The 24,492-nt window shown below is 63.6% G+C and carries 16 protein-coding genes; 5 read left to right on the top strand and 11 right to left on the bottom strand.

What is annotated here, in order from left to right; genetic code table 11:
• Nucleotides 1-265: 265 nt before the first annotated feature.
• Both VNH11_22785 and VNH11_22780 read right to left on the bottom strand, forming a co-directional pair.
• Nucleotides 266-1,570, bottom strand: coding sequence for a DEAD/DEAH box helicase (locus tag VNH11_22785; protein ID HVA49208.1), 1,305 nt, complete (start codon nt 1,568-1,570; stop codon nt 266-268).
• Nucleotides 1,571-1,844: 274 nt separating this feature from the next.
• The gene (locus VNH11_22780) at nt 1,845-2,057 is read right to left on the bottom strand and encodes a hypothetical protein (protein ID HVA49207.1); all 213 of its coding nucleotides are present in this window, start codon (nt 2,055-2,057) and stop codon (nt 1,845-1,847) included.
• A gap of 301 nt (nt 2,058-2,358) precedes the next feature.
• On the opposite strand from VNH11_22780, the gene VNH11_22775 reads away from it, so the two are divergent.
• From VNH11_22775 to VNH11_22765, 3 genes are all read left to right on the top strand, one after another.
• Nucleotides 2,359-4,893, top strand: a complete 2,535-nt coding sequence (locus VNH11_22775; protein HVA49206.1) for a hypothetical protein — start codon at nt 2,359-2,361, stop codon at nt 4,891-4,893.
• A gap of 301 nt (nt 4,894-5,194) precedes the next feature.
• A complete protein-coding gene (locus tag VNH11_22770; GenBank protein HVA49205.1) occupies nt 5,195-6,646 on the top strand; it encodes a hypothetical protein in 1,452 nt (483 codons plus the stop codon).
• Nucleotides 6,647-7,274: 628 nt separating this feature from the next.
• Nucleotides 7,275-8,009: a hypothetical protein gene (locus tag VNH11_22765; protein HVA49204.1), complete on the top strand. Its 735-nt coding sequence runs from the start codon at nt 7,275-7,277 to the stop codon at nt 8,007-8,009.
• A 17-nt stretch (nt 8,010-8,026) separates the two neighbouring features.
• On the opposite strand, the gene VNH11_22760 is transcribed toward VNH11_22765, so the two are convergent.
• The 6 genes from VNH11_22760 to VNH11_22735 form a co-directional block, all read right to left on the bottom strand.
• On the bottom strand, nt 8,027-10,912 hold the full coding sequence (locus VNH11_22760; GenBank protein ID HVA49203.1) for a PPC domain-containing protein: 2,886 nt from the start codon (nt 10,910-10,912) through the stop codon (nt 8,027-8,029).
• Nucleotides 10,913-11,118: 206 nt separating this feature from the next.
• Complete coding sequence (locus tag VNH11_22755; protein ID HVA49202.1) at nt 11,119-11,340, bottom strand: hypothetical protein; 222 nt, start codon at nt 11,338-11,340, stop codon at nt 11,119-11,121.
• A 7-nt stretch (nt 11,341-11,347) separates the two neighbouring features.
• On the bottom strand, nt 11,348-13,855 hold the full coding sequence (locus VNH11_22750; GenBank protein ID HVA49201.1) for a DUF1549 domain-containing protein: 2,508 nt from the start codon (nt 13,853-13,855) through the stop codon (nt 11,348-11,350).
• Nucleotides 13,856-13,963: 108 nt separating this feature from the next.
• Nucleotides 13,964-15,625 carry a HEAT repeat domain-containing protein gene (locus tag VNH11_22745; protein HVA49200.1) on the bottom strand — a complete coding sequence of 554 codons (1,662 nt, stop codon included), beginning with the start codon at nt 15,623-15,625 and terminating at the stop codon, nt 13,964-13,966.
• Between the two features lie 15 nt (nt 15,626-15,640).
• Nucleotides 15,641-16,396, bottom strand: coding sequence for a hypothetical protein (locus VNH11_22740; GenBank protein ID HVA49199.1), 756 nt, complete (start codon nt 16,394-16,396; stop codon nt 15,641-15,643).
• A 53-nt stretch (nt 16,397-16,449) separates the two neighbouring features.
• The gene (locus VNH11_22735; GenBank protein ID HVA49198.1) at nt 16,450-18,825 is read right to left on the bottom strand and encodes a dienelactone hydrolase family protein; all 2,376 of its coding nucleotides are present in this window, start codon (nt 18,823-18,825) and stop codon (nt 16,450-16,452) included.
• A gap of 97 nt (nt 18,826-18,922) precedes the next feature.
• Here VNH11_22735 and VNH11_22730 point away from each other — a divergent pair, with 97 nt between their 5' ends.
• The gene (locus VNH11_22730) at nt 18,923-19,840 is read left to right on the top strand and encodes a sugar phosphate isomerase/epimerase family protein (protein ID HVA49197.1); all 918 of its coding nucleotides are present in this window, start codon (nt 18,923-18,925) and stop codon (nt 19,838-19,840) included.
• A gap of 195 nt (nt 19,841-20,035) precedes the next feature.
• Here the strand turns inward: VNH11_22730 and VNH11_22725 are convergent, their stop codons facing one another.
• From VNH11_22725 to VNH11_22715, 3 genes are all read right to left on the bottom strand, one after another.
• Nucleotides 20,036-20,536 carry a hypothetical protein gene (locus VNH11_22725; GenBank protein ID HVA49196.1) on the bottom strand — a complete coding sequence of 167 codons (501 nt, stop codon included), beginning with the start codon at nt 20,534-20,536 and terminating at the stop codon, nt 20,036-20,038.
• On the bottom strand, nt 20,533-21,207 hold the full coding sequence (locus VNH11_22720; protein HVA49195.1) for a hypothetical protein: 675 nt from the start codon (nt 21,205-21,207) through the stop codon (nt 20,533-20,535). The genes VNH11_22725 and VNH11_22720 overlap by 4 nt, the downstream gene beginning before the upstream one ends.
• A 105-nt stretch (nt 21,208-21,312) precedes the next feature.
• Nucleotides 21,313-21,981 (bottom strand): redoxin domain-containing protein, encoded by a 669-nt coding sequence (locus VNH11_22715; protein HVA49194.1) that lies wholly within the window; start codon nt 21,979-21,981, stop codon nt 21,313-21,315.
• Between the two features lie 536 nt (nt 21,982-22,517).
• Here VNH11_22715 and VNH11_22710 point away from each other — a divergent pair.
• Nucleotides 22,518-24,266 carry an ATP-binding cassette domain-containing protein gene (locus tag VNH11_22710; GenBank protein ID HVA49193.1) on the top strand — a complete coding sequence of 583 codons (1,749 nt, stop codon included), beginning with the start codon at nt 22,518-22,520 and terminating at the stop codon, nt 24,264-24,266.
• Nucleotides 24,267-24,492: the final 226 nt, after the last annotated feature.

The raw sequence follows: 24,492 nt of genomic DNA, 5'->3' as shown, positions 1-24,492 counted from the left end.
CTTTCGCCGCCCTGCGTGGGCCGCGTCAGGACGTAACCAACGCAGCGGCAGGTACTTCCGGCAGGAGGTGCTGGCAGAACTCCAACGGGAAGTGTTACCCTGCTTTGAACCACGCCTATTTTTCACAAGTGTTTTAGATCGCGACGGTCTTCGCTTGGCTTGCCGGCGGGGACGGGGAACAGCCGATCAACTGTCAGAATCTGACAGTTGGCCCATTGGTGGGGTTAGCTCCGCGCGAGGTATACCATCGCCGGCGCCATGCCGATCAGGGGCTGATACGTGGGCGGTTTCGGCGGCGACGTTGGCCCGATGAGGATGGCGTTGCGGCCGTCACAGACTCTTGCGAGCGCCGCTTGCCGAAACCACGACGCTGGTCGCGGCCGCGTGATTCGGCCGGCTCGGGGGCGCGGATCACCGGCTCGGCACGCGTCGGGTATTGCGGCTGGTCTTTCTCGATCCGCAACGATTGCCGAATCAACCGCTCGATCGCCTTCAACTGCGAACGCTCCGCGCGGTCGCAGAACGAAACGGCCTCGCCCGAAGCACCGGCGCGGGCTGTGCGGCCGATGCGATGCACGTAGGCTTCGGCCACCAGCGGCATGTCGAAATTGACCACGTGCGAAACATCGTCGATGTCCAGGCCGCGAGAGGCGATGTCGGTGGCCACCAGCACGGGCGGCTGCTGCGACTTGAAGAGCCGCAAGGCGCGCTCGCGGGCCGACTGGCTCTTGTTGCCGTGAATCGCTTCCGCGCGAATGCCCGATTTCGCCAGGTGCCGAACGACCTTGTCGGCGCCGTGCTTGGTGCGCGTGAACACCAGCGTGCGCGCCGAGCCGCTGCTCTTGAGCCAATGCACGAGCAGGTGCGGCTTGTGCCGCTGATCGACCAGGTACACCGACTGGCTGATCCGCTCGGCCGGGGCCGACACGGCGGCCACCTGCACCGTCACCGGGTCGCGCAGCCAGCTTGCGGCGAGCTGCCGGATTTCCGGCGGCATCGTGGCCGAAAACAAGAGAGTCTGCCGGCTGGCGGGCACCTTGGCCACGATCCGACGCAGGTCGTGAATGAACCCCATGTCGAGCATCTGATCGGCCTCGTCGAGCACGAGCGACTCGACCTTCGAGAGGTCGACAAACCCCTGGTTCATCAGGTCGAGCAGCCGGCCGGGCGTGGCCACCAGGATATCGACCCCCTGGTTGAGCGCCCGCACTTGCGGGTTCTGGCTGACGCCGCCATACACCAACGAACAGCGCAGATGCAGATGACGGCCATAGGTGTTGAAGCTTTCGCCGATTTGGCTGGAGAGCTCGCGGGTGGGGGCCAGCACGAGCACGCGAATTTTGCGGCCGCGGCCGTTGACGTTCGATGGCTTCTGGGCCAGACGGTGCAGCAACGGCAGGGCAAAGGCGGCGGTTTTGCCGGTGCCGGTCTGGGCGCAGCCGATCAGGTCGCGGCCTTCGCGCACGGGACCGATGGCCTGGGCCTGAATGGGGGTGGGAGTGTGGTAGCCTTCGTCGCGGACAGCGCGAAGAAGGTGCTCGGCGAGGCCGAGATCGGAAAACTGAGTCATTAGTTCCTCAAAGTGAAGTCAGCTACGGCCGGCCGAATGATCCGGTGTGGCTGGAAACGCGGGCCCGTTCGGCTCATTGCCGAATTTACGGGGCCGAACTGGGGCGGGGGGGGCGAAGAGCAAAGTAACCTTGCCGAAGCCTGGGACTCGCAAGGGTTACCGCAGCGGAAGAAGCTGTTTTTCAGCACGCCGGGCGGAAAGCCTCACGGCGCTCTCGCATTCGCTGAGACAATTAAACGTTACGGCCGGCGCCGCGTCAAGACGAAATCCGAAGCTACGCTCCGCCGCGGGCCTGAGCGAGTGCCTCGACTTGAGCTTTTAGCCCCGTAAACGCGGCCACGGCTTCCGCGGTCTCACGCTCGAGCGCCGCTTTGTCGGCCAGCAGCGATTCGTGCTCGGCGACCAGCGCTTCCTGCTTTTCTCGTAGCTCGTCGCTTTTCGCTTGAATTGCGGCTGCACGCTGCCCAAGCAGTTGTATTCGCTCCATCGTGGTCCTGATACCTTCGAGAAGGTGGCTCGCTTCATCCATCGGAACCGGTGTCCTATATCGCGGAAGTAACGCTTGATGAGATCGTCCGCATTGTAACGGATGACGCCGACTTTCGGGCACTGCCCCAAAAACAGCGAGACAGCCCCTTTTTGCTGGCATAACGTGAGTCAGCCGGTTAGAATAACGCATGTTGTCCAGACGACGCATATTACCCATTGGCTCGGTGGACTTCGTCAACGCACGACAGCCGAGCGAACTGGCCGCGCGTGGTGGAAGTCCTCTTTTTCGGGAGCAACGCATGTCCAAGGTTTGTTGGTCGCGATCGGCATGGTGGGCCTGCCTGGTGCTCGGTGTGAGTTTGCACCAAGACAGCTTGCAAGGCACGTTCGCCGTAGAATCCAACGGCTCGCCGACGCCGGGAATCGTTTTTGAGACCTACGTCAAACCCGATGGGCCAGCTTATTTTGCAATCAAACTTTCGCCCCAGTTGGCGCAGCCGAAGACGCAGCCGCACGACGTCGTGGTGCTGTTCGATACGTCGGCCAGCCAGGTTGGTGCGTACCGCACGAAAGCGCTCGGCGTGCTGCGGGCCATGCTGGCCGGGCTGGCCGCCGACGACCGCGTGATGCTGCTGGCAGTCGACGTGACCGCCGCGCGACTGACGCCAACCTTCGTGCCGCCCAACGGCGACGCTTTGCGTCAGGCCCTGTCTGCGCTCGAGCGTCGCGTGCCGCTCGGCTCGACCGATATGCGCGAAGCGCTGGAGGCGGCGCTGGCCACATGGCCTGGCCCGAACGACGCGCGAAGTGCGAGGTCGGTTGTCTATCTCGGCGACGGCCTCAGCACCGCCGGTCCCGTGCCGGTCGAAGCGCTGGCGCGCATCGTCGGCCAATGTGCGGATCGCCGCGTCGCGTGTACCAGCTATGCCATCGGGCCCGTGGTCGAAGGCGGGCTGCTCGGCGCTTTGGCGAACCAGACCGGCGGCATGCTGATTGCCGATGACGTTCGCGCCGCGGACCGCCAGGTCGGCAGCTTGCTGGCGGCGATGGCGCGGGCCGCCGTCATTTGGCCGACCGGCACGAAATGGCCCGCGGCCTTCAAAGACATCTTTCCGCGCCGCATGCCGCCCCTGCGGTTCGACCGCGACAGCCTGCTGCTGGGAACGCTCGATCCGAAGGCGGCCGAAGCTGGCCAGCCGCTTTCCCTCAACGTAGCAGCCGAGCTGGCGGGCAAGCCGGTAACGCTCACATGGCAGGCCGTGCCCGAACGGCCCCTGGCCGAAAACGCGTATCTGGGCCAGGTGGTGGAACTGGCGGCGCTGACCGGCGGCGTGGCCCTGCCGACGGTGGGCAGCGCCGGCCTGAACGAGCTGCGCCGGCTGGTCACTTTCGGAGCGCAGCAGTTGGCCCGGCTTGGAGAACAGGCCCTGGCCATGGGCCGCACGGACGAGGCCGAGCAGCTTGCCCACGAAGCCGAACGCCTCGATCCCGCCAACGCCGAGGCCAATCTGCTTCACGCGGCCACGGCACGCCGAGGGGCATCGGCCGCTGACGACTTGCGCATGGCCCGCGACACCGCTTCCGCCGCACCGCCCGCCGCGGAGAACGGTGCCGCCGACGGCGCCCTGCTCGACAATCTGGAACGGCAACGGGGCATTGTCGAAGGCTTCTTGCAGGCCGAAGTGAAGGACACGCTCAGCCAGGCGAGCGCCACGATGAGCAACGACCCCGAGCTCTCGTGCAACCAGTTGAAGCTGCTGTTGGAAAAAGTGTCGCAGTCGGCCGAGCTCCGTCCTGAAGTCCGCTCGCAAATGATGGAGAGGATTGAAGGCGGTTTGCGGGCAGCCAGCCGCATGTCGAACGACAAAATCGAGCGCGATTTGCAACGGCAGCAGGCCGACGCCGCCGGCGAGTCGCGCGAACGGGCCAATCGCCAGCTCTTCGTGCAGGAGCAAAAGATCGATCAGCTCATGTCGCGGTTCGAGGCCCTGATGGACGAAGAACGCTATCGCGACGCGGAAGCCCTGGCCGTCATCGCCGAAGACGTCGAACCGGGCACGTCCGGTCTACGCGTCGCCGAGCTTTCCGCCCGCACGGTGGGCTATACGGCTTCGATCAACGCGGCGCGCGACATGCGCTACAAAGGTTTCACCGACAACTTGTTGCAGGTGGAGCTGTCGCACGTGCCGTTTCCCGACGATCCGCCGATCGTCTATCCCGGCCCCGAAGTATGGCAGTTGATCACCGAGCGCCGCAAAAAGTTCAAGGCGGTCGATTTGAAGGAGAACGGGCCGAGCGAGGTCAAAATTCTGGCGGCGCTGGACGACAAGACCGAGCTCGACTTCGCCGAGCAGCCGCTTTCCGACGTGATCGACTATCTCAAGAATCGCCACAACATCGAGATCCAGTTAGACAAGAAGGCGCTCGCCGACGCGGGCGTCGGCAGCGAAGTGCCGGTCACGCGGACCATCAAGGGCATCACGTTGAAATCGGCGCTCAAGCTGCTGCTGGGCGAGTTCGATCTCAGCTATGTGCTCCGCGACGAAGTGCTGATGATCACCAGCAAGACCGAGGCCGAGCAGATGCTCAGCAACCGCGTTTACCCGGTGGCCGACCTGGTGGTTCCCATCGCTCCTCCGCGCAACATGTCCGGGCCGGGCGGCGGTGGCATGGGCGGCGGCCTTTTGGGAATGCCGGGCGGCGGCAGCTACGGCATGGGCATGGGCGGCGGCATGGGAGGCATGGGCGGCGGCATGGGCGGGATGGGAGGCATGGGCATGGGCGGCATGGGTATGGGTGGCATGGGCATGGGCGGCGGCATGGGGTTCTTTTAACGGTCCGCAACGACGCGCACCGTCTGGCATCACACCTCGAACGGGACGCACCGCGCGTCTTTACGTGACGCGCCGGCGTGTTCAAGCGGGGCATCGCTTGGCCCCATCGCGATCTTGAACAGTCAGGCGGGGCCAGCCACCTCATCAGTGCTTGTGCGCGGCGCCTGCCGGAAAGCGGCGTTGTGGCGAGGCCACGGGCCACGATATAAACTTCTAGTGTGGGCAAAGCGGCCGCGCCGCGGCGAGTTCGCTGGCACGTGGCGACAAGAACTAGCGAAAAGAAAGTCGATCTAACCGCCGCATGACTGAACCGTCTCATAAAAGAGCGTCGCGGCTGGCGGTCTGGATCTCCAGGCTGGCGTCGTTCGCGGTCTTCGTGTTCGCGCTGGGCTACCTGCTGCACACCTCGCTCGATCCCGTCGTCTTCGGCAAATATGACCTGCCGTACGCGGCGTTTCTCGGTTTCCTGTTTCTCATCGCCCTGCCCGCGTTTCATGTTCTTGCCAGGTTCTGCGCCGTCACGCACGAGTTGAAACTGCCCTCCGGACGGACCTTGGCCGTGCGGCCGTGGCAGAAACTCGCGGCCATCTTCGTTGCCTCCCTGACTGCCTACGCGGCCACCGGCGCACTCGGCACGGGGCCGGCGATCAATCGGGTGATGACGTTTAACCTCGATATTTATCATCCCTATCTCCAGAACACGCACCTGCCGAACGATCCGATCGAACACGTGAATCGCTGGGGCTTTCGAGGCGACGACCTCACGCAGGCGAAAGGAGACGATGCTTTTCGGGTGTTCGTTCTCGGAGGCTCGACCGTCTATTGCGGCACGGTACTCTACGAGCAATCGCATTGCCGGCTGCTGGAAATGCGGCTGCAAGCGGCGTACCCGCAATACCACATCGAGGTCCAGAACCTCGGCGCCGACTGGCATGCCACCGAGCACGATACGATCAAGCTTCTGTTTCTCGGCCAGGACTTCTCGCCGGACCTGGTGATCACGTTTCACGGCATCAACGATCTGGTGCGAAGTCTCTCGCCGGACGCTCTCGGCGACGGACCCTACTGCTCGGATTACCGACATTATCTAGGCGCGACCGCCCACATGGCCGCCCGTTGGCAAAAGGTGTCCGCCTCGATGACCACCGGTCCCTGGTGCTCTGACTTGCGCTTCGATCAGGTCCGCCTTACCGGTCCTTACGGGCAAGGGCTGGGCGGTGTCAAGAGTTTTTTCGTTCCCAAGGCCCGGCCGGTCGAGATTAACGAGTGGCAGAGCCTGCCGGCCTTCGAGCGCAACCTCCGCGACTTCGTCGCCATCGCCCGCTCCAAGGGAATGCAGGTGCTGCTGGCCACTCAACCCTCGCTCTATCGCGACGACCTGACGGAAAGCCAGCAGCAATCGCTCGTCTTTCCGCTGACGCATTACTATGACGGCAAGCGTCCCTCGCTGCACTCGATGGTGGAGGGCATGCGCCTGTTCAACGATGCGACGCGGCGACTGGCGTCCGAGGCGGGCGTCGGCTTCGTCGATTTGGAGCGGCAAATGCCTAAGACGACGGACTATCTTTACGACGACGTACACTACACGCCCGCCGGGAATGAGCTGATCGCCAACGCCTTCGCCGACGACATTATCGAATCGAAGATGATCGACCGCGTGATGCAGGAGCGTCTCAACGGAACCGGACCCGTCGACAACGCCGAGCAAACGTCGGCTGCCCATTTGACCGACGGCCTGCGCCAAGCAAAGTAGAGCCGCGGAAACGACGTGACGCCGATATGCCGAGGATCAGGAGGTAGTTTCTGTGGAGACGTTCTGCCTTTCAGAAGAAGCTATGAGCTATCGTCTGCGCAGTCCGCGCCGTGGTAAGGTGGACCAAAGGGAGATTTTCCTGACGTGACAATCCATTTGCCAAACGATGTCCGCTATTGCGCTCGAGGAAGTGCTCGACTTCGACAGAACAAATGGATCCACCACCCAGAGGCGCTGCTTCGAGGGTCAGCCGCTGGGATGTTGCCCTAGCGATTCAAAGTTTTAATTATCTGACTTCTGCGACGGCTTTCAAGGCTTGCCGATAGCGCGCATTTGGCCGCGCAGCGCGTAAGATCCTTCGAGTGTCATCCCATTGTGCCTTTGGTGCCTTAGTGGAGTCAACCCTCGTAGTCGGTGATGCCTATCGTAGCCCCACCTCGATATGCGGGTCAACGCGCGCATCGCCCGACTGGCTCCGCCTCGTGTCACTCGCCCGGCTGTAGCAGGCGGCTATTGAACTTTTTCCGAATCGCGTCATGCTTCTATTGGGACCGCTGGCGCGGGCCTTCCCGTCGACGGTTGCTCGGCCGCGGCTCGAAAGACAAAACTCGCAAGTAAGGCAAGAACGATGGCCTCGACGAACGATTCGGTGCAGACGACGCTTCGCATTCCCGGCGCCTGGTCGCATCCGCGCGAGCTGCTGGCGCGCCTGCCGGCAGGCTTCAAGCTGACGGCCGAAAGTTTGGTGCTGCCGGACGGCAGCGCGATTGAATTCGTGCCGATTTCGCCCGACGAGCAGTTTGCGGAGATTTTCAAGTCGTCCTGCCGGCGGCCCGCGACGGACGAAGAACTGGCCATCGTGAGCCGCTATACGGCCAACATCGCCTTGAGCGGCCCCGGCGGTTCGCTGGATGCGGCGCGGACCATGATGCAGGCGGGCGCTTCAATCATCCGAGCGGGCGGGGCCGGGGTGTTTATCGATAACAGCGGCCTGGCCCATGGCGGCGGCGATTGGATCGCAATGGCCGACGACGGTTCTGCCGACGCCCTGAGCTTCGCCTTCGTTTCCATCGTCCGCGGCGAACGTGAAATAGGGACGATGGGCATGCACGTGTTGGGGTTTCCGGATCTCGTCATGCGCCGCGCGGCGGGCGACGCCGAAGCGATTGTCGACGTCATCCGCTATGTGGCGGCCGGCGAGAAGCCGATCGGCGACGGACACGTGCTGGCCGACGGCCGTGGTATGCCGCGCTTTCGGGTCGCGACGACATCCGGCGACGAGCTGACGGCCCGAAGCCCGATGGACAACCCGTTGGGCCGCTTGCGACTGACGAGCGTGAAGGAGATTGTGGAAAACAACTGAAAACGTCACGACGCTATCTACTTTTCAATCAGCACCATCACCGGCTGCTCGACGGCGAGCTGTTGGCCGTTGAAAGGGGCGATCGCTTTGATGGTAATCGCGTGCGTGCCCGGTGTCGCGTTGGCCGCGGCCTGCACGATCAGTTTCACCTCGGCCTGTCCGGCAGGCACGGGCAGCGGCGCGATCGTGACGCCCTGCACACCGCCGGGCAACACCGCCTGTACCTGCACCGCCTCGCCGAAGCCATACAGTCGCTCGATCTTGACCGGCACTTCGCCCTGCGCGCCCAGTTTGATGGCGGCCGCCGGCGCCGTGGCGGTCATGGTGATCGGCGCCGCCGTGATCTTGATGGCTGTGCTCGTCGAGGGCCAGAACAAGGCCACGTCTTTGGGCGCCGCGGCGTTGGCGGTGTCGGCCGCCCGTTTGTCGGCGGCCGGTTTCAACTCGGCGGCGGCCTTGGCCAACGCCGCCGCGTCGTCGGCGGCCTTTTCAGCGGCGGCCCTGGCATCGTTGGCGGCTTTCAATTTGGCTTCGGCCTCGGCCAGCGCCTTGTCGGCGGCTTCCTGCGTTTCGGCCGTCGCTTGCTGCTTGACGACCTGGGCCGCTTTGAGGGCCGCGTCGGCCTCGGCGGCGGCCTTGACGGCCGCTTGCTTGGCGGTTTCGGCCACTTGAGAGGCGGCTGCCAGATCGGCGGCCAGCTTTTCGATCTCCGCCTTGGTCTTGGCGGCGGCTTCCGCGGCGGCCACGTCGCGCCGGTATGACGCGGTCGTTTGCGCCTGTAAATAGAGCGAGAACTCGCCCAGCGGCGCCTGCGGGTTGATCTGCAACGCGAGCTTGCCTTCGTTGGTGTTGCCGTCGAGCGTCAACGGCTGCGGCTGCACGTTCGGCGGCATGCCCTGCGCGGTCAGCGTGATGTTGCCCTTGATCGTCCCGCGACGCGTGACCTTCACTGGGATTTCCAGCTTGCCGGCCCGCGACATCTCCCAGGTCTTGCCTTCGCCCAGCTCGACCGTCAGCGGCGCCGTGTCCGCGGCGGTGACCGCCAGCACCATGCTGCGGGCCAGCCGGGCATGCGCCGGAATGTTCTGCGGTGCGGCGTACAACACGGTGCCCGGCCGCGCGGCACGGGCCACGTCGGTCGCTCCCACTTTCGCCCGGCCGACGATCTGAATTGGCCCGGTCCAATCGGCCGCTTGATCGGATGCCGTGAGCGTGAGCGTGGTGGCATTCTGACCCTGCCCGATGATGGCCGGAGCAGCGGTCACACCGGCAGGCAGACCTTCGGCGGCCAGTTTCATCTCACCCGCGAAACCGTCGCGGCGGAAGGCCACCACGTCGATCCGCTCGGTGCTGCCGCGCCGCAAGAGCGGGTTCCAAGGCCGGGCTTCCGTCTTGTTGTTGGCCGGAAAGATCGGCACGGCGGCCAGGCGGAAGTCGGGCTGTTCGCGGTGGATCGACAAGCGATAGATACGCCGCGGATCGTTGCGCGGGTTGAGGGCCAAATCGCGAATCATTGCGCGGTAAGTGCCCTCGGCCGGCACGGCAAAGCGGAAGCTGCCGTCGTCGCTGGTGGTGTTGAACGACAGCCCGCCGACGTTCGCGCCGTGGTCGTCGAAATCGGTGATGTCGGCGGCTTGCTCTTCGCCTTTGTCGTTCTTGGTCACACGCTGGATGAGCACGGCGGGATCGGTGGGCAGCCCCAGCCGCTCCGAAATTGCTTCCAACCAATAGACCTCGCCCGCCTTGGCCTCGAACTGCAGCCAATCGGGATTGCCGCGCGGCCCAAACTCGCCGACGAACTCGCAGGGGAGCGTGACCACGTTGGCCTTGGCCGGCTCGTCGTTCGGTTCTTGCTCCAGCACGACGGGCGCCGCGGCGTAACCGATGAAGCAGGCATTGGAGGTGCCTTGCGGACTCACGAAGCGATATTCGAAACCGTCGAGCTCTGCTTCGTCGGGCTTGGCCAAGGTGCCGGGCGGGACGCGTTCGGTTGGCTTGTCGCCCGGCACGTCCATCTCCACCGCCAGTTTTTCCAGGGGGCGGCCTTCGATGGCGAGTCCATCGGCCGGCACGCCACCCGGCAGGTTGCGGCCATAAAGCGTGAAAGTGCCCTTCGTGCCCGGCAGTCCGCACGGCGGCAGAAGGTAGTCGACGTACGGACCGGTACTCACGGCAAAGCGATAGAAATGCTCGCCGCCGCCGCCGTAGACAAAGTCGAAGAGCTTAAGGAAATAATCGCCGTCGGCGGGCACGGAAAAGTCGATCAGCGGGTCGCGGCGATTGAAGTCGCGGCTGCGAGCAAGCTGTTTGCCCGCCGCGTCGTAAAGCTCCATCGTGGCGTCCATCCGCGAGTCGATGCGCTGGGCCCAGCAGTCGACGATCAGCCGCTGGCCGGCTTTGCCCGCGAACCTATACCAATCGGAATTGTTTCCGTCGGCCGTGCTGTTCACGGTCGTATTGAGTTCGATCGCCTGGGCCTTCTCGCGAACGTTGTTGCCGCTCTGCTCCTTCACTTCGGGCAGCGTGCCCACGACGAACGACCGTGGATTGGAGACGCCGAAGGTGCCAATTGCCCGCACGTCGTACACGCCGGGCGGCACGTCGGCCGGAATCGTCACGGTGAACTGATTGGCGATCGGCTCCGCGGCAAGCTGCGGCAGCTTGGGCGGAGACATTTTTTGAACGGCGGTGATGCCGGGATGCGAAAAGTAGAGTGCCTTCACGCCGTCGAGATCGGTGCCCGACGAGATGGCAACGTCGACCGTGCTGGCTTGCTTGCCGCCCGGTGGCGAGAGCGCGAAAAGCTGCGTGACGGGCAGTTGGGCGGAGGCGCTATCAGCTAGCGCGAGGCAGCTTAGCAGTCCGAAAAAGGGAACAAACGAGCGTGGCGAGGTATGCGGCATAGTGAAAGCTCCTGGGGCTGGAGCGGATGTTCTATTTGGTGGGCGGGGTCGTCGGCGAGCGACGGGCGGGGCAGCAAACGTAGGGTGGGACCAGCGAGCTTGCGAGCGCCGGCCCACCATCGGCGACGTCGTTTACGGTGGGCCGGCGCTCGCAAGCTCGCTGGTCCCACCCTACGGTTCTATAATAAATGCACGGCAGGCGTCCATCAAGCGTTTGCGAGCGTCGAATACCCTTCTACCGATTGGTCCTTGTCGACCTGGTATTCGTCGATGTGAAATCCAGCCGTAGCTTCAGAAAAGCCCGCACGCCGGCTGAGGCGCGTTATTGCCGCCTCGGCGTTTTCTCGTGAGGAATACGCGCCAATCATCTTCACATCTTCCGCACCACCTTCTAAACAATGCACGTGTTGCAAAAGATAAACTTTCATTTATCGCTTAGTGGTTGAACAAGAACTCCTTGGTATTCACCAGCGCCCACAAAATGTCTTCGTAGGCCTGCTGCTTGTTCTCCACTTTGTTGATGTGGGCCAAGGCCACCGACATCTCGTCGGCCACCGGCGGACGCGAAAACACCGACAGGTAAAGCCAACGCACCTTTTCTTCGGGCGGTTGTTTCGGGTCTTGCCCGAATTGGGCCGCACGGCCTTGCCCACCGGATAGTTTGGCCTGAATCTCCGACGAGTTCAACAAGTGCAGGCTCTGGGCCAGGTTGGCCTCCTGCGACCGCTCGCACTCGCAAGCGCTCGATCCTTCCGGACGGCCGAACACGGTCAAAAAGTAATTGTTCGCCCCGTTGTCGGGCAACTCGATGGCGTGCGTTCCCACCGGCAAGCCGGAAAACGACGTGCTCGAAGCCGTCACCGAGTCGATCGCGTCGAGCAGCACCTCGGCCGTCAGCCGCTTCGGGTAATAACGCGAAAAGTTCTGCTTGTCGTTCACGTTGTACTGGTTCGGATCGGCCGCGAGTTGATAGGTGCTCGACGTGCAGATCGTCCGCAGAAGGTCCTTCAGGTCGAATTTGTGAGCGATGAAGTGTTCCGACAACGCCGACAGCAACTCGGGGTTCGAGGCCGGATTGGTCACGCGCATGTCGTCTTCCGGTTCGACGATGCCTCGGCTGAAGCAGTGCTTCCAGTAACGATTGACCAGGGCCTTGGCAAAGAACGGATTCGAGGGGTCCGACAGCCAGTCGGCCAGCGATTGCCGCGGGTCGCGTTCCGGCGCGCCCTTGACCGGCTCAGCCCCCAGACCGGTCGGCAGCAGCCGCTCGCCCGTCTTGGGGTTCGTCGCGGCTGCTTCGCCGCGGCGATGGAAGATGCGCTGCTCGTCCGGTTCGTAGCCCGGCTTGCGGCCGACCTGCGAGAAGAAGGCCGCCATGCCGTAATAGTCGCGCTGGCTCCATTTCTCGAAGGGATGATGATGGCAGCGGGCGCACTGAATCCGCAGTCCCAGGAAAAGCTGGGCGGTGTCTTCGACTTGCTGATCGATTTCCTTCACCTCGCGATACCAGACGACGGGCGGATTGTCGCCCAACTCGCCGCTGGCCGCCACGATCTCTCGCACGAACTGGTCGTAGGGCTTGTTCTCATACAAGCTATCGCGGATCCAGCCGTGGAAGGCGTAGGAGCCGCGCATGTAGTTCGGTGTGCGCCGCTTGTTGCGAAGAATCGCGCCCCACTTGTTGGCGAAATAGTCGGCATACGACGGGCTATCGAGCAGCCGGCCGACCAGCTTGTTGCGTTTGGCCGGATCCTGATCGGCCACGAACGCCAGCGTCTCGTCCGGCGCCGGCAGCCGCCCGGAAAGGTCGATCGACACGCGGCGGATGAACGTGGCGTCATCGCAGACGGCCGACGGCGGCACGCCCAGCGTCTTCAGCTTCTTGAAGACCAACTCGTCGATAAAGTTCTTCGCCGCCGGGAGATTGTCCACGGCGATACCCAGCGGAATCGTGGCCCGAAACACGCCGACCTGACCCTGATAGCGGGCCATGATCGCCACGTCACCGGTCAGCTCGCGGGTGTTGACCAGCCCCGTCGGAAAGCATTCGGCCATCTCGCCGTCGTTGGAGTCGTAGGTGGCGACGCGGGTCACGTCTTCGATCGAGCCGTCGCTGTAGTGGGCCAGCGTGACGATCTGTTGCGAGCCGCCGCGCTGCATCGAGCGCTCACCGGGGATGACTTCGATTCGGACGACCTTGGGATCGTTGTCGCTGCCGTAGGGCATGCCCTGCACGATCCAGCGGCGAATGAGCTTGTACTCGTGCGAGTCGGCGTCGAGCCGCTGGCCGCCGCCGTGTGGGGCCGCGTTGATCGGCTTGAGCAACAGCAGGCTGCGGTCGGGATCGCCGGGGAACAAACGCCGTCCGCGGCCTTCTTTCACCAAGTGCTCGTAGTCTTCGCCCGGTTCGAAGCCGAGCAGCGAAAGCTTGAAGCCGTTCTGGCCGCTCGCCTTGCCGTGGCAGCCGCCGCTGTTGCAACCGAGCTTGGTGAAGATCGGCACAATCTGGTTGGGAAAGTTGATGGGCGTGTCGTGGATGGTGTTGGTCACCGCCAGATTGACGCTGGCCCGCACGCCTCCGGGGCCGACCGCCGTGACGGTCACCTGGCCATCGGTGATCGGCAGTACGAGGCCCGTGGCATCGACGGTGACGATGCCCGGCGGAGCGACTTCGTAGGCCACGTCGCGGGTCAAATCGCGGACCTGCCCGGAGCTGAATTGAGCGGCAACCAGCAGTTGCTGCTGCGAGTCTTGGCCGCGCAGGGTGGTGATTTTTCCATCGGGAAAGCCGGTTTCGACGACGAGCTTCGTCATCGTACCGGGGTCGCCCAGTCCGGGCGCTTCGATCTTGGCGGGCGTCGAGTCGGCGAACGACTCCAGCGGGTAGCATAACAACAACAGAACCGCAGCGGCCAAGGCCGAACGGCTGACGGGCAGGATCATGCGTGGCTCCTTCCGGGCAGGAAAGTTTAAGGAACCTAAAGGTGGGTTATGCTCGGATTATCGCATCAACGTCCGTGGATTGCAACTAGCCGAGCTTGGTTAGGCAGGTTAGCCCTTGCCGCCGTTGATCCGCTCGATGGCCTGCCTGGCCGCGTCGCTCACCGGTTGCTCGGGGTCTTCCGCCGCCTTCTTCAGTTCGGGCAGGGCCGATTTGGCCGCCGGCCCCAACTCGCCCAGTGTGGCGGCGGATTCCGCCCGAACCAGCGGACGCTCGTCTGAGAGGCCCTTGACGAGCGCCGGCACCGCGGCCGCCACCATCTTCGGATCCTTGGGGTCGATCCGCACCAACGCCCAAGTGGCGCCGAAACGGGCGAAGTCGTCGTCGCCGGCCAGCAGTTTGCGCAGCTCCGGCGAAGCGGCCTTGGCGGCGGGGCCGATCTTGCCCAAGGCATAGATCGCGCTGTTGCGGACGCGATCGTCGTCGCTGGAGAGCGACTTGATCAGTTCGGGCACGGCGGGGGCCGAATCAGCGCCAAACAGGCCCAGAACGTATTGTGCTTCGCGGCGGTAGTCGCCCGTGGCGTCCGCAAGCGTTTCGGCCAATGCCGGCGCGGCTTCCTTGGCGTCGGGGCCGATCTTGGCCAGCACGCGCACCGCATAGAGCCGCAGGTCTTTGTTCTTCAGCGCGTTGTTCGCCAGACGCGGCACGATCTTCGTCCCCAGCGAGGCCAAGGCGTCGACGGCGTTGCCGATGACCGAGGGGTCATTGTCGTGAATCGCCTTGATGAGCACCGGAGCAACCATTTCCGGCGGCGGGTTGATCTCGGCCAGCGCGCGGGCCGCCGCGCGACGCACGTCGACCTTCTCGGACTTCAGGCCCTCCAGAATCAATTTGGTCGCCTTGTCGTGCAGCGGCTGGTCGTCTTTGGCTACGCGGGCCAACGCCCAGGCCGAGACGATCTGCAAAAATGCGTCATCACTCTCAATTCCTTTGGCCAGCGCGGCGCGGGTCCGCTTGTCGCCGGCGCCGATTTGCCCCAGCGCGAAGGCGGCCGCGTAACGCACGCCCGCGTTTTTGTCGGTCTCCAGGCTTTTGACGATCATGGGCACCGCCGACTTCGCGGCCGGACCGATCTCGCCCAGGGCCACGAACGCTTGCAACCGCACGGTCGGCTCCTCGCGGTCGCGGAGTTTGGCCAGCTCCGGTACGGCGCTCTTGGCGGCCGGCCCGATGTCGGCCAGCGCCAGGCAGGCCCAATAGCAGGCCTCTTTATCGGCGAGGCACTCGGTGAGGAAGGGCACCGCCTCTTCGCCCGCCTCGGCTAGGGTCGATAGGATGGCGGCCGCGTCGGCCGGAGCGGCGCTCTTAAGCGCCTTGACCATCTTGGGCAGCACCACGTTGCGCGGCAGCTTGAGGCTTCGCAACGCGCGGATGGCCGTGCGACGCACGAGCGGATCACGGTCGCCGGCCAGCGAGAACAGCCCGGTGACCACCGCCGCGCGTTGGTCGCCGATCTGCCCCAGGGCGTAGGCGGCATGACCGCGGACGTTGGCGTCTTTGTCTGCCAGTGCTGCGACGAGGGCGGGAACGGCCGATTTGGCCTTGGGGCCGAGATCGGCCAGTCCGTCGGCGGCTTTGGCACGCTCGTGGGGGCTGGCGCCGGCCAGCGCTTTGCCGAGCGAAGCGGCGTCGTCGGCCGCCAGGGCCGCGGCCGCCCACAGCAGGGCGGCCACCGCCGGCAGCAGAGTCTTAAAAGGTTGGGGCGTCATCGATGGTTCCTCACATTACAGTTGTTGAGCCGCGTAGGTGAGGCTCTCGACGAAGTTCTTGGCCTGAATGTAATCGTTGGGGCGGTACTCTTTGATCCGCGACTTCAATAAGGCCAGGCACTCGCCGCTGGTTTCTTGAAGTTGGCTGTAGGCGTCGTAGGTGAAGGTTTGCGGATTCGCCACGGCATCGCGAAAGAACTTTTGGGACGTTTCACGATACGAGTCGAACGATTCGTCTCTCAGCACCAGCGGCCAGGAAATCGCCCCGGTGACGGGATCGAGCTGGCTGGGAGAGAGCGCCTTGGGCAGCCGCTGCTGCGAGATCCGATAGAGCTGCTCGGCCGAAGGCGGCGGCCGGCGCCGGGCCTCGCGTTGCGATTGCAAAAACCTTTGCCGCTCGGTGTAGACCTGCGTGTATTTGATTTGGTTGTCCATATACTTCGACCGGGCGTCTTCGAACGTGCTGGCGGCCTGGGCGGTCGCCTCGGCGCCCTTGCCGGCGGCCATGGTGGCCATGCCGGCCGAGCGGACCATGGCGGCCATGCCCAGGGCGGCGCCTTCGCCGGGCGTGGAGGCATAGCCGCCGTACGGCCAGAAGCCATACTGGCCGGAGGCGGAAGAAACGTGGCCGACGGAAACCGTCAGCGTCAATAAGAGCAGTGCGGCCAATCGCATGGTCGTCTCGCGGAGAAAGTAATCGGCGTCGTGCGTCCGGCGACTCGCCGCACGGGACGATGTACGCCGTAAGGGCTGAAACGTGGCAGGAGTCATTATCATTGCTCGCCCGGCGGGGTCAAGCGTTTGGCAGTAGAAACTCCGAGGCGCTATTTCGCGGCTGCCGGGACAGCCGGCTCCGGCCAGTTCAGATGCTGGTGCAAAAAGGCGAACGTCCCCACGCCGTGGATCGTGTGCGGGCCGTCGAAGAACTCGATCGTCGTCCGCTCGGGTATCTTCAAGTCGGAATAGAGCAGCCGCACTTTCGCGAACTCATAGGCCACCCACTCGTCGGGCGCCACGCCGTCGTGATGGCCGCGTTCGACCATGAAGGGCCGCGGGCAAATCAGCCCGGCCATCTCCGCGTAGTTGAAGGTGTTGCCCAAGTCGAACTCGAAGATTTCGTACTCCATCGTGCCCACGTAGCTGTAGGGCGAGCGGATCGACGTGTTCTTCCAGATCCATTCGTTGAAATCGGCCGAGCAGATCGACAACGCGTAGCGATCGACCAGCGCCGGAATGCGCATCGCCGACTTGCCGCCGTACGACAGCCCATAGAAGCCGATCCGCTTGGCATCGACCATCGGCAGCGAGGCCAGCCAGTCGGTGATCTGCTGGTGTTGCGGCACGATCGTCGAGAACAGCGTCTTGCGCAAGGGGTTGCTCTTGCGCTGCAAGGTGCGGAAGCGGTCCTTGAAGATATACGGGTTCTGAGGCGAGAAGGTGATGAAGCCCCGCTCGGCCAATCGAATGGCGAACTGGTTATAGGCGGGATTGTTGATCTTGGGATCGGCCACGTCTTGCGGGCGACCTTCCAGCCCATGCTGGCAAACCACCACCGGCCGCTGTTCACCCTGCTTGATGTCCTTGGGCACCAGCAGGATGCCGTAGGCGAAGACTTCCGGGAAAACGTCGAGCACCACGTCGTAGCCCGTGTATTTGGCCTCGTCGTACACTTTGCGGCTGCGGGGGTTCGGCGGCAGGCGGTCGAGTTCGAAGCGGCCGACGACCTCGTCGGCGAACATCTTGCGGTATTGGGCCGTGGTCTCGCGCCACGAATCGACCGACGAGCGGTTGGCTTTCGCCCAGAGCGCCTTTCGCGTGTATTCGCCTTCACGCATTAGCTGCTGCGTGTATTCGGTCATTTCGTCGAGCTGCCGCTTGAGGCGTCCTTGTGGATTGAAGCCGGGGCGATCGTAGGTGGGCACCTGGCCGGGTGAGGCAGCTTTTGCCCCAGCCAGTGTCTTCAAAAAGCCGCCAAGTGCCGCACCTAGCTCCACGCCGGGTTTTCCCTGCGCACTTAGCAGTGAAAGGTGCGATAACGCAGGATGTCGCTTTGCGACCCATTGCCGCACGCGGTCCCACTCCGCCTTCACGGCATCCGTGCTTGGGGATTCCCACCTGCCCGGCGCCGCGCCGCTTCGGCCGTCATGAGGTGCGCGCGGACCATCGATCCTCGGTGCAAGACTGGCCTCAATGATTAAAGCTCGTGGCGCGACCAGGCTGGCGATCTCCGCGTCACCGAATTCATCGAGCAGACCGAAGACGTTACGATAGATTGGTTCGCCCCACACCTGCTCACGCGGCCCAAAGTAGCCGCTCACGCAGGTCACGTCGATCCGCGTGTCAAGTGCCCCAGCGTAGAGCGCCAACAGCCCGCCTTCGGCGTAACCGTAGACGCCGATCTTGGCGTCGCCCCCTTTGGCCTCATTCGTGAACCAGTCGACGACCGCCAGAATCTTTTGCACCTCGTAGCCGATGATGTGCCGACCCATCTCGAATGCCTGGCGATAGATGAATTCACGGTGCGGCTGGTTGGTTGGCCGGGCACCGCCGCCGGCAATCGAAAACGTGTCGGCCCGGTCGATGAGCGTCGGCACCACCACACGGCAGCCGCTTTCGGCCAACCGCCGGGCAAACTGCGCCTCCGGCTCGACACCCGGCAGGAGGCCCACGATCATCTCTGGCGTCTGATCGGCGTCGGGCACCGCCACCACGTCGGCCACCGGCTTCTTGTCGACCGGCACGAGCAGCAGTCCTTCGCCCTTCATGCCGCGCAGCACCGGCCAACGGACGGCATAGACCTCGTATCCGTCGCCGCGGCCCACCAGCGCCTTGTGGCTGGTCGTTTCGATGTATTCCAGGGCCGTGACCGGTTCGCGCGGATCGAACGCGCCGATGATCTTGGCCAGGTGCCGGCGGTTCTCGGCCACCGATTCGTTGTATTTTTCGGCCGACGAGAAATCGCGTTTCCAGTAGCGCGAGCGGCGTTCGACCGAGGCGTCGATCTGGTTGAGTAATAAGCGGTCGATGCCTTGCACCATCAGGTCGGCCAGGTCGCCTTCGATCTCCAGCGGCTTCGTGCCGGCGAAGGGCTCGGCAGCGAAAAGCGGGGTCGTGAAGATTGCGACGCAGAGAAAAGTCCACAGTCCGAAGTCCAAAATCCAAAGTCGGGCCAGTGAGATTCCGCGTTGGGTCCGGGTCATGGCAGGCTTCTCCAGATGGTCGTCAAAAGGTTGAAACGGCGCAGCGCGTAGCTATACTCGACTCATCACTATAACTGCACCCCATCCTGGAACAACCATGCCGTCGCCTCGACCACTCGATCGTCGTAGTTTTTTGCACACCGCCGGCGCGACGCTGGCCGCGGCGGGGGCATTGTCTTCGGGCGCAAACTCGCTGGCCGACGGCACTGCCAAGACCATGAAAAAGGCTGTGAAGTGGGGCATGATCCAGATCGATGGCTCGGTGCTCGACAAGTTCAAGTTGATGAAAGAACTCGGCTTCGACGGAATGGAGCTCGACGCCCCCAACTCGCTCGACAAAAGCGAAGTGCTTCGTGCCCGTGACGAGACCGGGCTGCCGATCCACGGCGTGGTCGACTCGGTGCATTGGAACGACACGCTCTCGCATCCCGACGCCGCCGTGCGGGCCAAAGGCGTGAAGGCCCTGGAGCAGGCCCTGCGCGATTCCAAAACCTACGGCGGCACGACGGTGCTGCTGGTGGCCGGCAAGGTCGAGCGGGGCCGCGTTTCCTACGCCGACGTCTACAAACGCTCGCAGGAAGAGATTCGCAAGGCGCTGCCGCTGGCCGGCGAATTGAACATCAAGATCGCCATCGAAAACGTGTGGAACGATTTTCTGCTCAGCCCGATCGAAGAGGCACGTTATATCGACGAGTTCGAATCGCCCTACGTGGGGGCCTATTTCGACGTGGGCAACGTGATGCGCTACGGCTATCCGGAGGACTGGATTCGCGTGCTGGGCAAGCGCATTCTGAAGGTCGACATCAAGGAATTCAGCCTCAAGAAGATGCGCGAAGAGGGGCTGGGCAAAGGTTTTGGCGTAGAGCTGCTGGAAGGCGACAACGACTGGCACGCCGTGATGACGGCGTTTCGCGAGATCGGCTACCACGGTTGGGCCACGGCGGAAATACCCGGCGGCGGCCGCGAGCGGCTGCAGAAGATCGCCCTGCTGATGGATAAGATTTTCGCGAGCTGAGAGTCCTGGACCGGCTGAAAAAATTTTTTCCGGGGGGCTTGCAATCTTTGCGGCATCGGTTATTCTTAGGGCGTCGATCAGCAATGGTTGACGAGCCGCCCAGGTACCTGCCCCGCCTGCGACGGCTTTTTTTGTGCGCGCACTTCGGCATCGGATCCGCCCCACAGGCGTTTTCCGGCAGCGACTGACTTGTGCTTAGCGCAAATCCTTTTTTAACACCGCCGCGACCATTGCGCGGAACTTGGGATTGATTCTGGCGGCCAGCCCCAGCAAGTGGGCGACCACTTCGCCTTCACCCATGTCCGATGTGGTCCTGATTTGCGGTCCGGCGTCGGCCGAACGGTGGCCGTTTCCGCCGGCGCGGTCCGCCGGCCAAGTCGCGACAAGTGCCTTTTGTCCCTTGTCTTCCAGCCACTCCAGCACGATGTCGAGTTCCTCTTCCAGGGTAAGCTGCTTGCCTTGCCTTTCGCGGAGGTACTTGCGAACGACCAGGGCCAAGTCGGCGTCGAGCAGCGTCGATGCGCCGACAACGGACTTCCGGACGTCGTCCGCGGACATGTTCAGGGAGGCGCGAATGTCAAAGCTGTCGTCCAGCGGATTGCCGTCTTCGTCCCATCGCCCCCAGAGCACGACGGCGAATCGGCCATCTTCCTCTAAACGAGCCAGCAAGGGATCGATCTCGTGGGGTTGGGTCATAGCACGTCAAGCAGTAGGGCGCAAGTGTTGCTCATGGGAACGCGGCCGTCGGGCGATTGGGGATGCATGGTTCCCAAAAGCCGCACGTGGGCCACGATCGGGCCGGACCAATCTTTCGCGGCGCCTTGGCTCGTCGCCACCGAGTTGAAAGTGAAATCCATGTTGCCTTTGGGCGACAGGCGCAGCGGAGGGAAAGGGTAATGATAGCGGGTGGTGAGACAGCGGTCGCCCAACGCGAATGCCATCGACAAGCAGACCGTCCCTGAGAAATCGAACTCTTCGCGCAGCTCATATTCGACGCGCCCTTGAATCGGCTGATCGGGGCTGAGCCGGTCGGCGTGGTCAATGTGCAGTTCGCCGATGTCGATCGGCGGGCGAGCGCCTGGCGGAATCTCCAAGCTTGGCCCGCATTCGACGCATTCCATGGTATGATCGAGGGCATTGAAGCTCTGGGCCTGACGCTGGCTCAACTCGAACACGAAGAGTTCCCCAGAATAGCAGGAGAGCAGGCGAGGCTTTCTCGCCTTCGTCAGCTCTCGACCGATGGCAAACGTGCAATTCACCCCGCGCTGGACCGCATGGTCGAAGCTGGACAGCAAGTCGGCTTCGACGATCGGCGCGTTGGCCCGCGCCCATTCGGCCGCCAATGTTCGCAGTCTGCTTTGCAACATGAGTTTACTCCTTTCCTAGTAAGACCAGGGGATTCGCCGCCCCCCACTCTCTTCTGTCTTCTCTTAGCTTTCGCAGGTCGGCGTTTTGGACCTGTCGATTGCGCGTCAGTCTTGGCTCGTGCCACCGTGAGAACCCGTTGGCGCATTCTCATTCGCCTCCTTCTCCGCCGCTCCGATCGCTTGTATGCGGATCAACGGCACCCGTTCGTTGGCCTTCGCCAGCGACTCCAATTCATGCCGCTCCGCCTCGGTGAATCGACGTCCCTCCGGCCGGTCGAGGAGTTCGTCCAAACGGGATTCGTCCAGAAGCAGCCGCTCGATCGCCGACCGCATCTGTTCGTAGTCCGCGTCGCCTTTCACATACCGTCCGACCCGATGCACATGCCGGACGAAGCCCCGACGGTCGAGCAAAAAGGTCACGCTCCGGTAGGGGTCGCTGTATCCGCAGTCGTCGCCTCCCAGAGTCCACTGGCGGCGCGTGACGGTCTCCCGGTCGATGGCGACCGGGAATGCGTAGCCGTATTGTTTGACGATTTCTCGAACTTCATCGAGCGGCCGTTCGGAGTTGTGGAACATGCCCGCAACCACCAGCCCGGCGTCTCGGTAAAGCTCGTCGAATTCGCGCAACGCCGGCGCGGTGGCGGAGCAATCGGGGCAGGAGGGATCCATGAACCAGCGAACCAGCACCACCTTGCCCCGCAGATCGTCCAGCCGCAAAGGCCCACTGTTGATCCATTCGGTGACCTGCCATTCCCCTGGCCGAGTGCCGATCAAATCGGGCGCGGGCCCAAGTGAGCCACAGCCCTCACCAAAGGTTATTGTAAACGAAGGCCGGTCGACCGCGGCATTTTGGTGTTCGCCGCAACCGGGTAACGTCGACGCCACGAGAAAGGCGACGAGAGACTTCGAGATGGCATGTCGAGCGAGACTCACGTTCATCTGAGCGGCTCCCAATGGCTGGCCGCCGCGCCATGTCGTCAAGGCAAAGCGGTCATGGTTTTTGCGGTTGTGAAGGCATCCGATGCTCTTGTCCGGCCGTTGGCATTCACCATAAGCGTTCTCGCGGGCGATGGCAATGGTTCCCGTTGAAGATAATCTGACCGCCGGCCCGCCTTCTTGGCCAAGGCGGAAAGGCTCTTCCTGCAAGTCGTTCCTGCACCGGCGATTTTTTTTCGGGGGGCCATAAAAGTGCAGCACGAGGGTACGATAGAGTGCGTCGACTCCGAAACCGGCGCACGATTTCGGATTGAGTTGCCCGTTTGAGGGTTCATCCCTCATCCCTCATCCCTCATCCCAACCTGAACCCTCACGTGCCCGCTGCCGCCACCTACCTTGTCGAGGCCACGGCCCTCACCAAACGCTTTGCCGACCAGGCGAGGCCGGCCGTCGATCGGCTCGACCTGCGCGTGGCCGCGGGCGAAGTCACCGGGCTGGTCGGACCCGATGGCGCGGGCAAGACCACCCTCATGCGGCTCTTGGCCGGTCTGCTGCTGGCCGACGAAGGAACGCTCACCGTGTGCGGCTGCGACCCGCGAGCGGAAACTTGCGAGCTGCGGGAGACGATCAGCTACATGCCGCAGCGATTCGGGCTGTACGAAGACCTGACGGTCGAGGAGAACCTCAATCTCTACGCCGATCTGCGCGGCGTGACCGGCGCCGAGCGCGAGGAAACGTTCGCTCGGCTGCTCGACTTCACCACGCTCGAGCCGTTCACCGACCGCTTGGCCGGCAGACTGTCGGGCGGCATGAAGCAGAAGCTCGGTCTGGCCTGCGCCCTGATCCATCGGCCGCGGCTGATGCTGCTCGACGAGCCGAGCGTGGGCGTCGACCCGATTTCGCGTCGCGAGCTGTGGCGGATGGTGTACGACCTGGTCGAGGAAGGAATCGGCGTGGTCTGGAGCACGGCCTATCTCGATGAGGCCGAACGCTGCGCCTCCGTGCTGCTGCTCAACGAAGGCCAGGCACTCTACCACGGCCCGCCGAACGAGCTTACCCGTCGCGTGGAAGGCCGCAGCTTTCTGGTGAGCGATCATAGCCAAGGGCGGCGGGCCATTCTGACCGAGGCGCTGAAGCGGCCCGACGTGATCGACGGCGTCATTCAAGGCAGCAGCGCGCGTCTGGTCGTCAAAGAAGGCGCCCGCCCGCCTGACGCAAACGAGCTGGGCACGCCGGGTCTGCAAGTCCATCCGACGCCGCCGCGGTTCGAAGACGCCTTCGTCGATCTGCTGGGCGGAGCGCACAAAATCGAGTCGCCGTTAGGCAGCACCGTAAATCATCGCGACGAACGCCGGGCAGCCAACGGCCGGCAAATCCTGGTCGAAGCCAACGCGCTTACCAAGAGGTTCGGCGATTTCACCGCGGCCGACACGATCAGCTTTCAGATCGAGCGCGGCGAAATCTTTGGGCTGCTGGGGCCGAACGGGGCCGGCAAGTCGACCACGTTCAAGATGATGTGCGGCCTGCTCAAACCCACCGCGGGCTCGGCGGAAGTCGCCGGCGCCGACTTGTATCGGGCAGGCGGCGCCGCGCGGTCGCGGCTTGGCTACATGGCCCAAAAGTTCTCGCTCTACGGCGACCTCAGCCTGCGACAGAACCTCCGCTTTTTCGCGGGCGTCTATGGCGTGCCCAGGCGTCGCCGCGGCGAAACGATCGACCGCATGATCGAGACGTTCGGCCTGGAAGACTATCTGGAAGTGAACGCGGGCGCCTTGCCGCTGGGGTTCAAGCAACGGCTGGCATTGGCCTGCGCGGTGATGCACGATCCGCCTGTTTTGTTTCTCGACGAGCCGACTTCCGGCGTCGATCCGCTCACGCGGCGCGACTTCTGGTCGCACATCAACGCCATGGTCGAGCGTGGCGTGACGGCGATGATCACGACGCATTTCATGGACGAGGCCGAGTATTGCGACCGCATCGGCCTGATTTATCAGGGACACGTCATCGCCGAGGGATCGCCCGACGATCTGAAGCAGCGCGTCCGCCGCGACGAGCGCCAAGAGCCGACGTTGGAAGACGCGTTTATCGCGCTGGTTGGGCACTACGACGCAAAGACGTCGTAATGATCTCGGGCCGCGCCGCGGCCACGGAACAAAACTGTCGCTGAAGCGCCGAGTGTTCGTCGGTGCCTCGCTCGGATTTTTTGGTGTTGTGCGGCTTCCGTATCCGCCGCGTAGCGGCGCTGGAGTGCCAATATCGGACTTCCGCCACGCAAGGGCTAATCTCAAGGGCACGTTTGCGTGCCCGCGGGCCCATTTCCAATAAGGCCACGGCTCCGGCCGTGGATTG

It is taken from the genome of Pirellulales bacterium (genome assembly GCA_035533075.1).
Lineage (GTDB): Bacteria > Planctomycetota > Planctomycetia > Pirellulales > JAICIG01 > DASSFG01.
The sequence above is the reverse complement of the archived record's forward strand: the minus strand, read 5'-3'. Positions and strand labels throughout refer to the sequence as shown.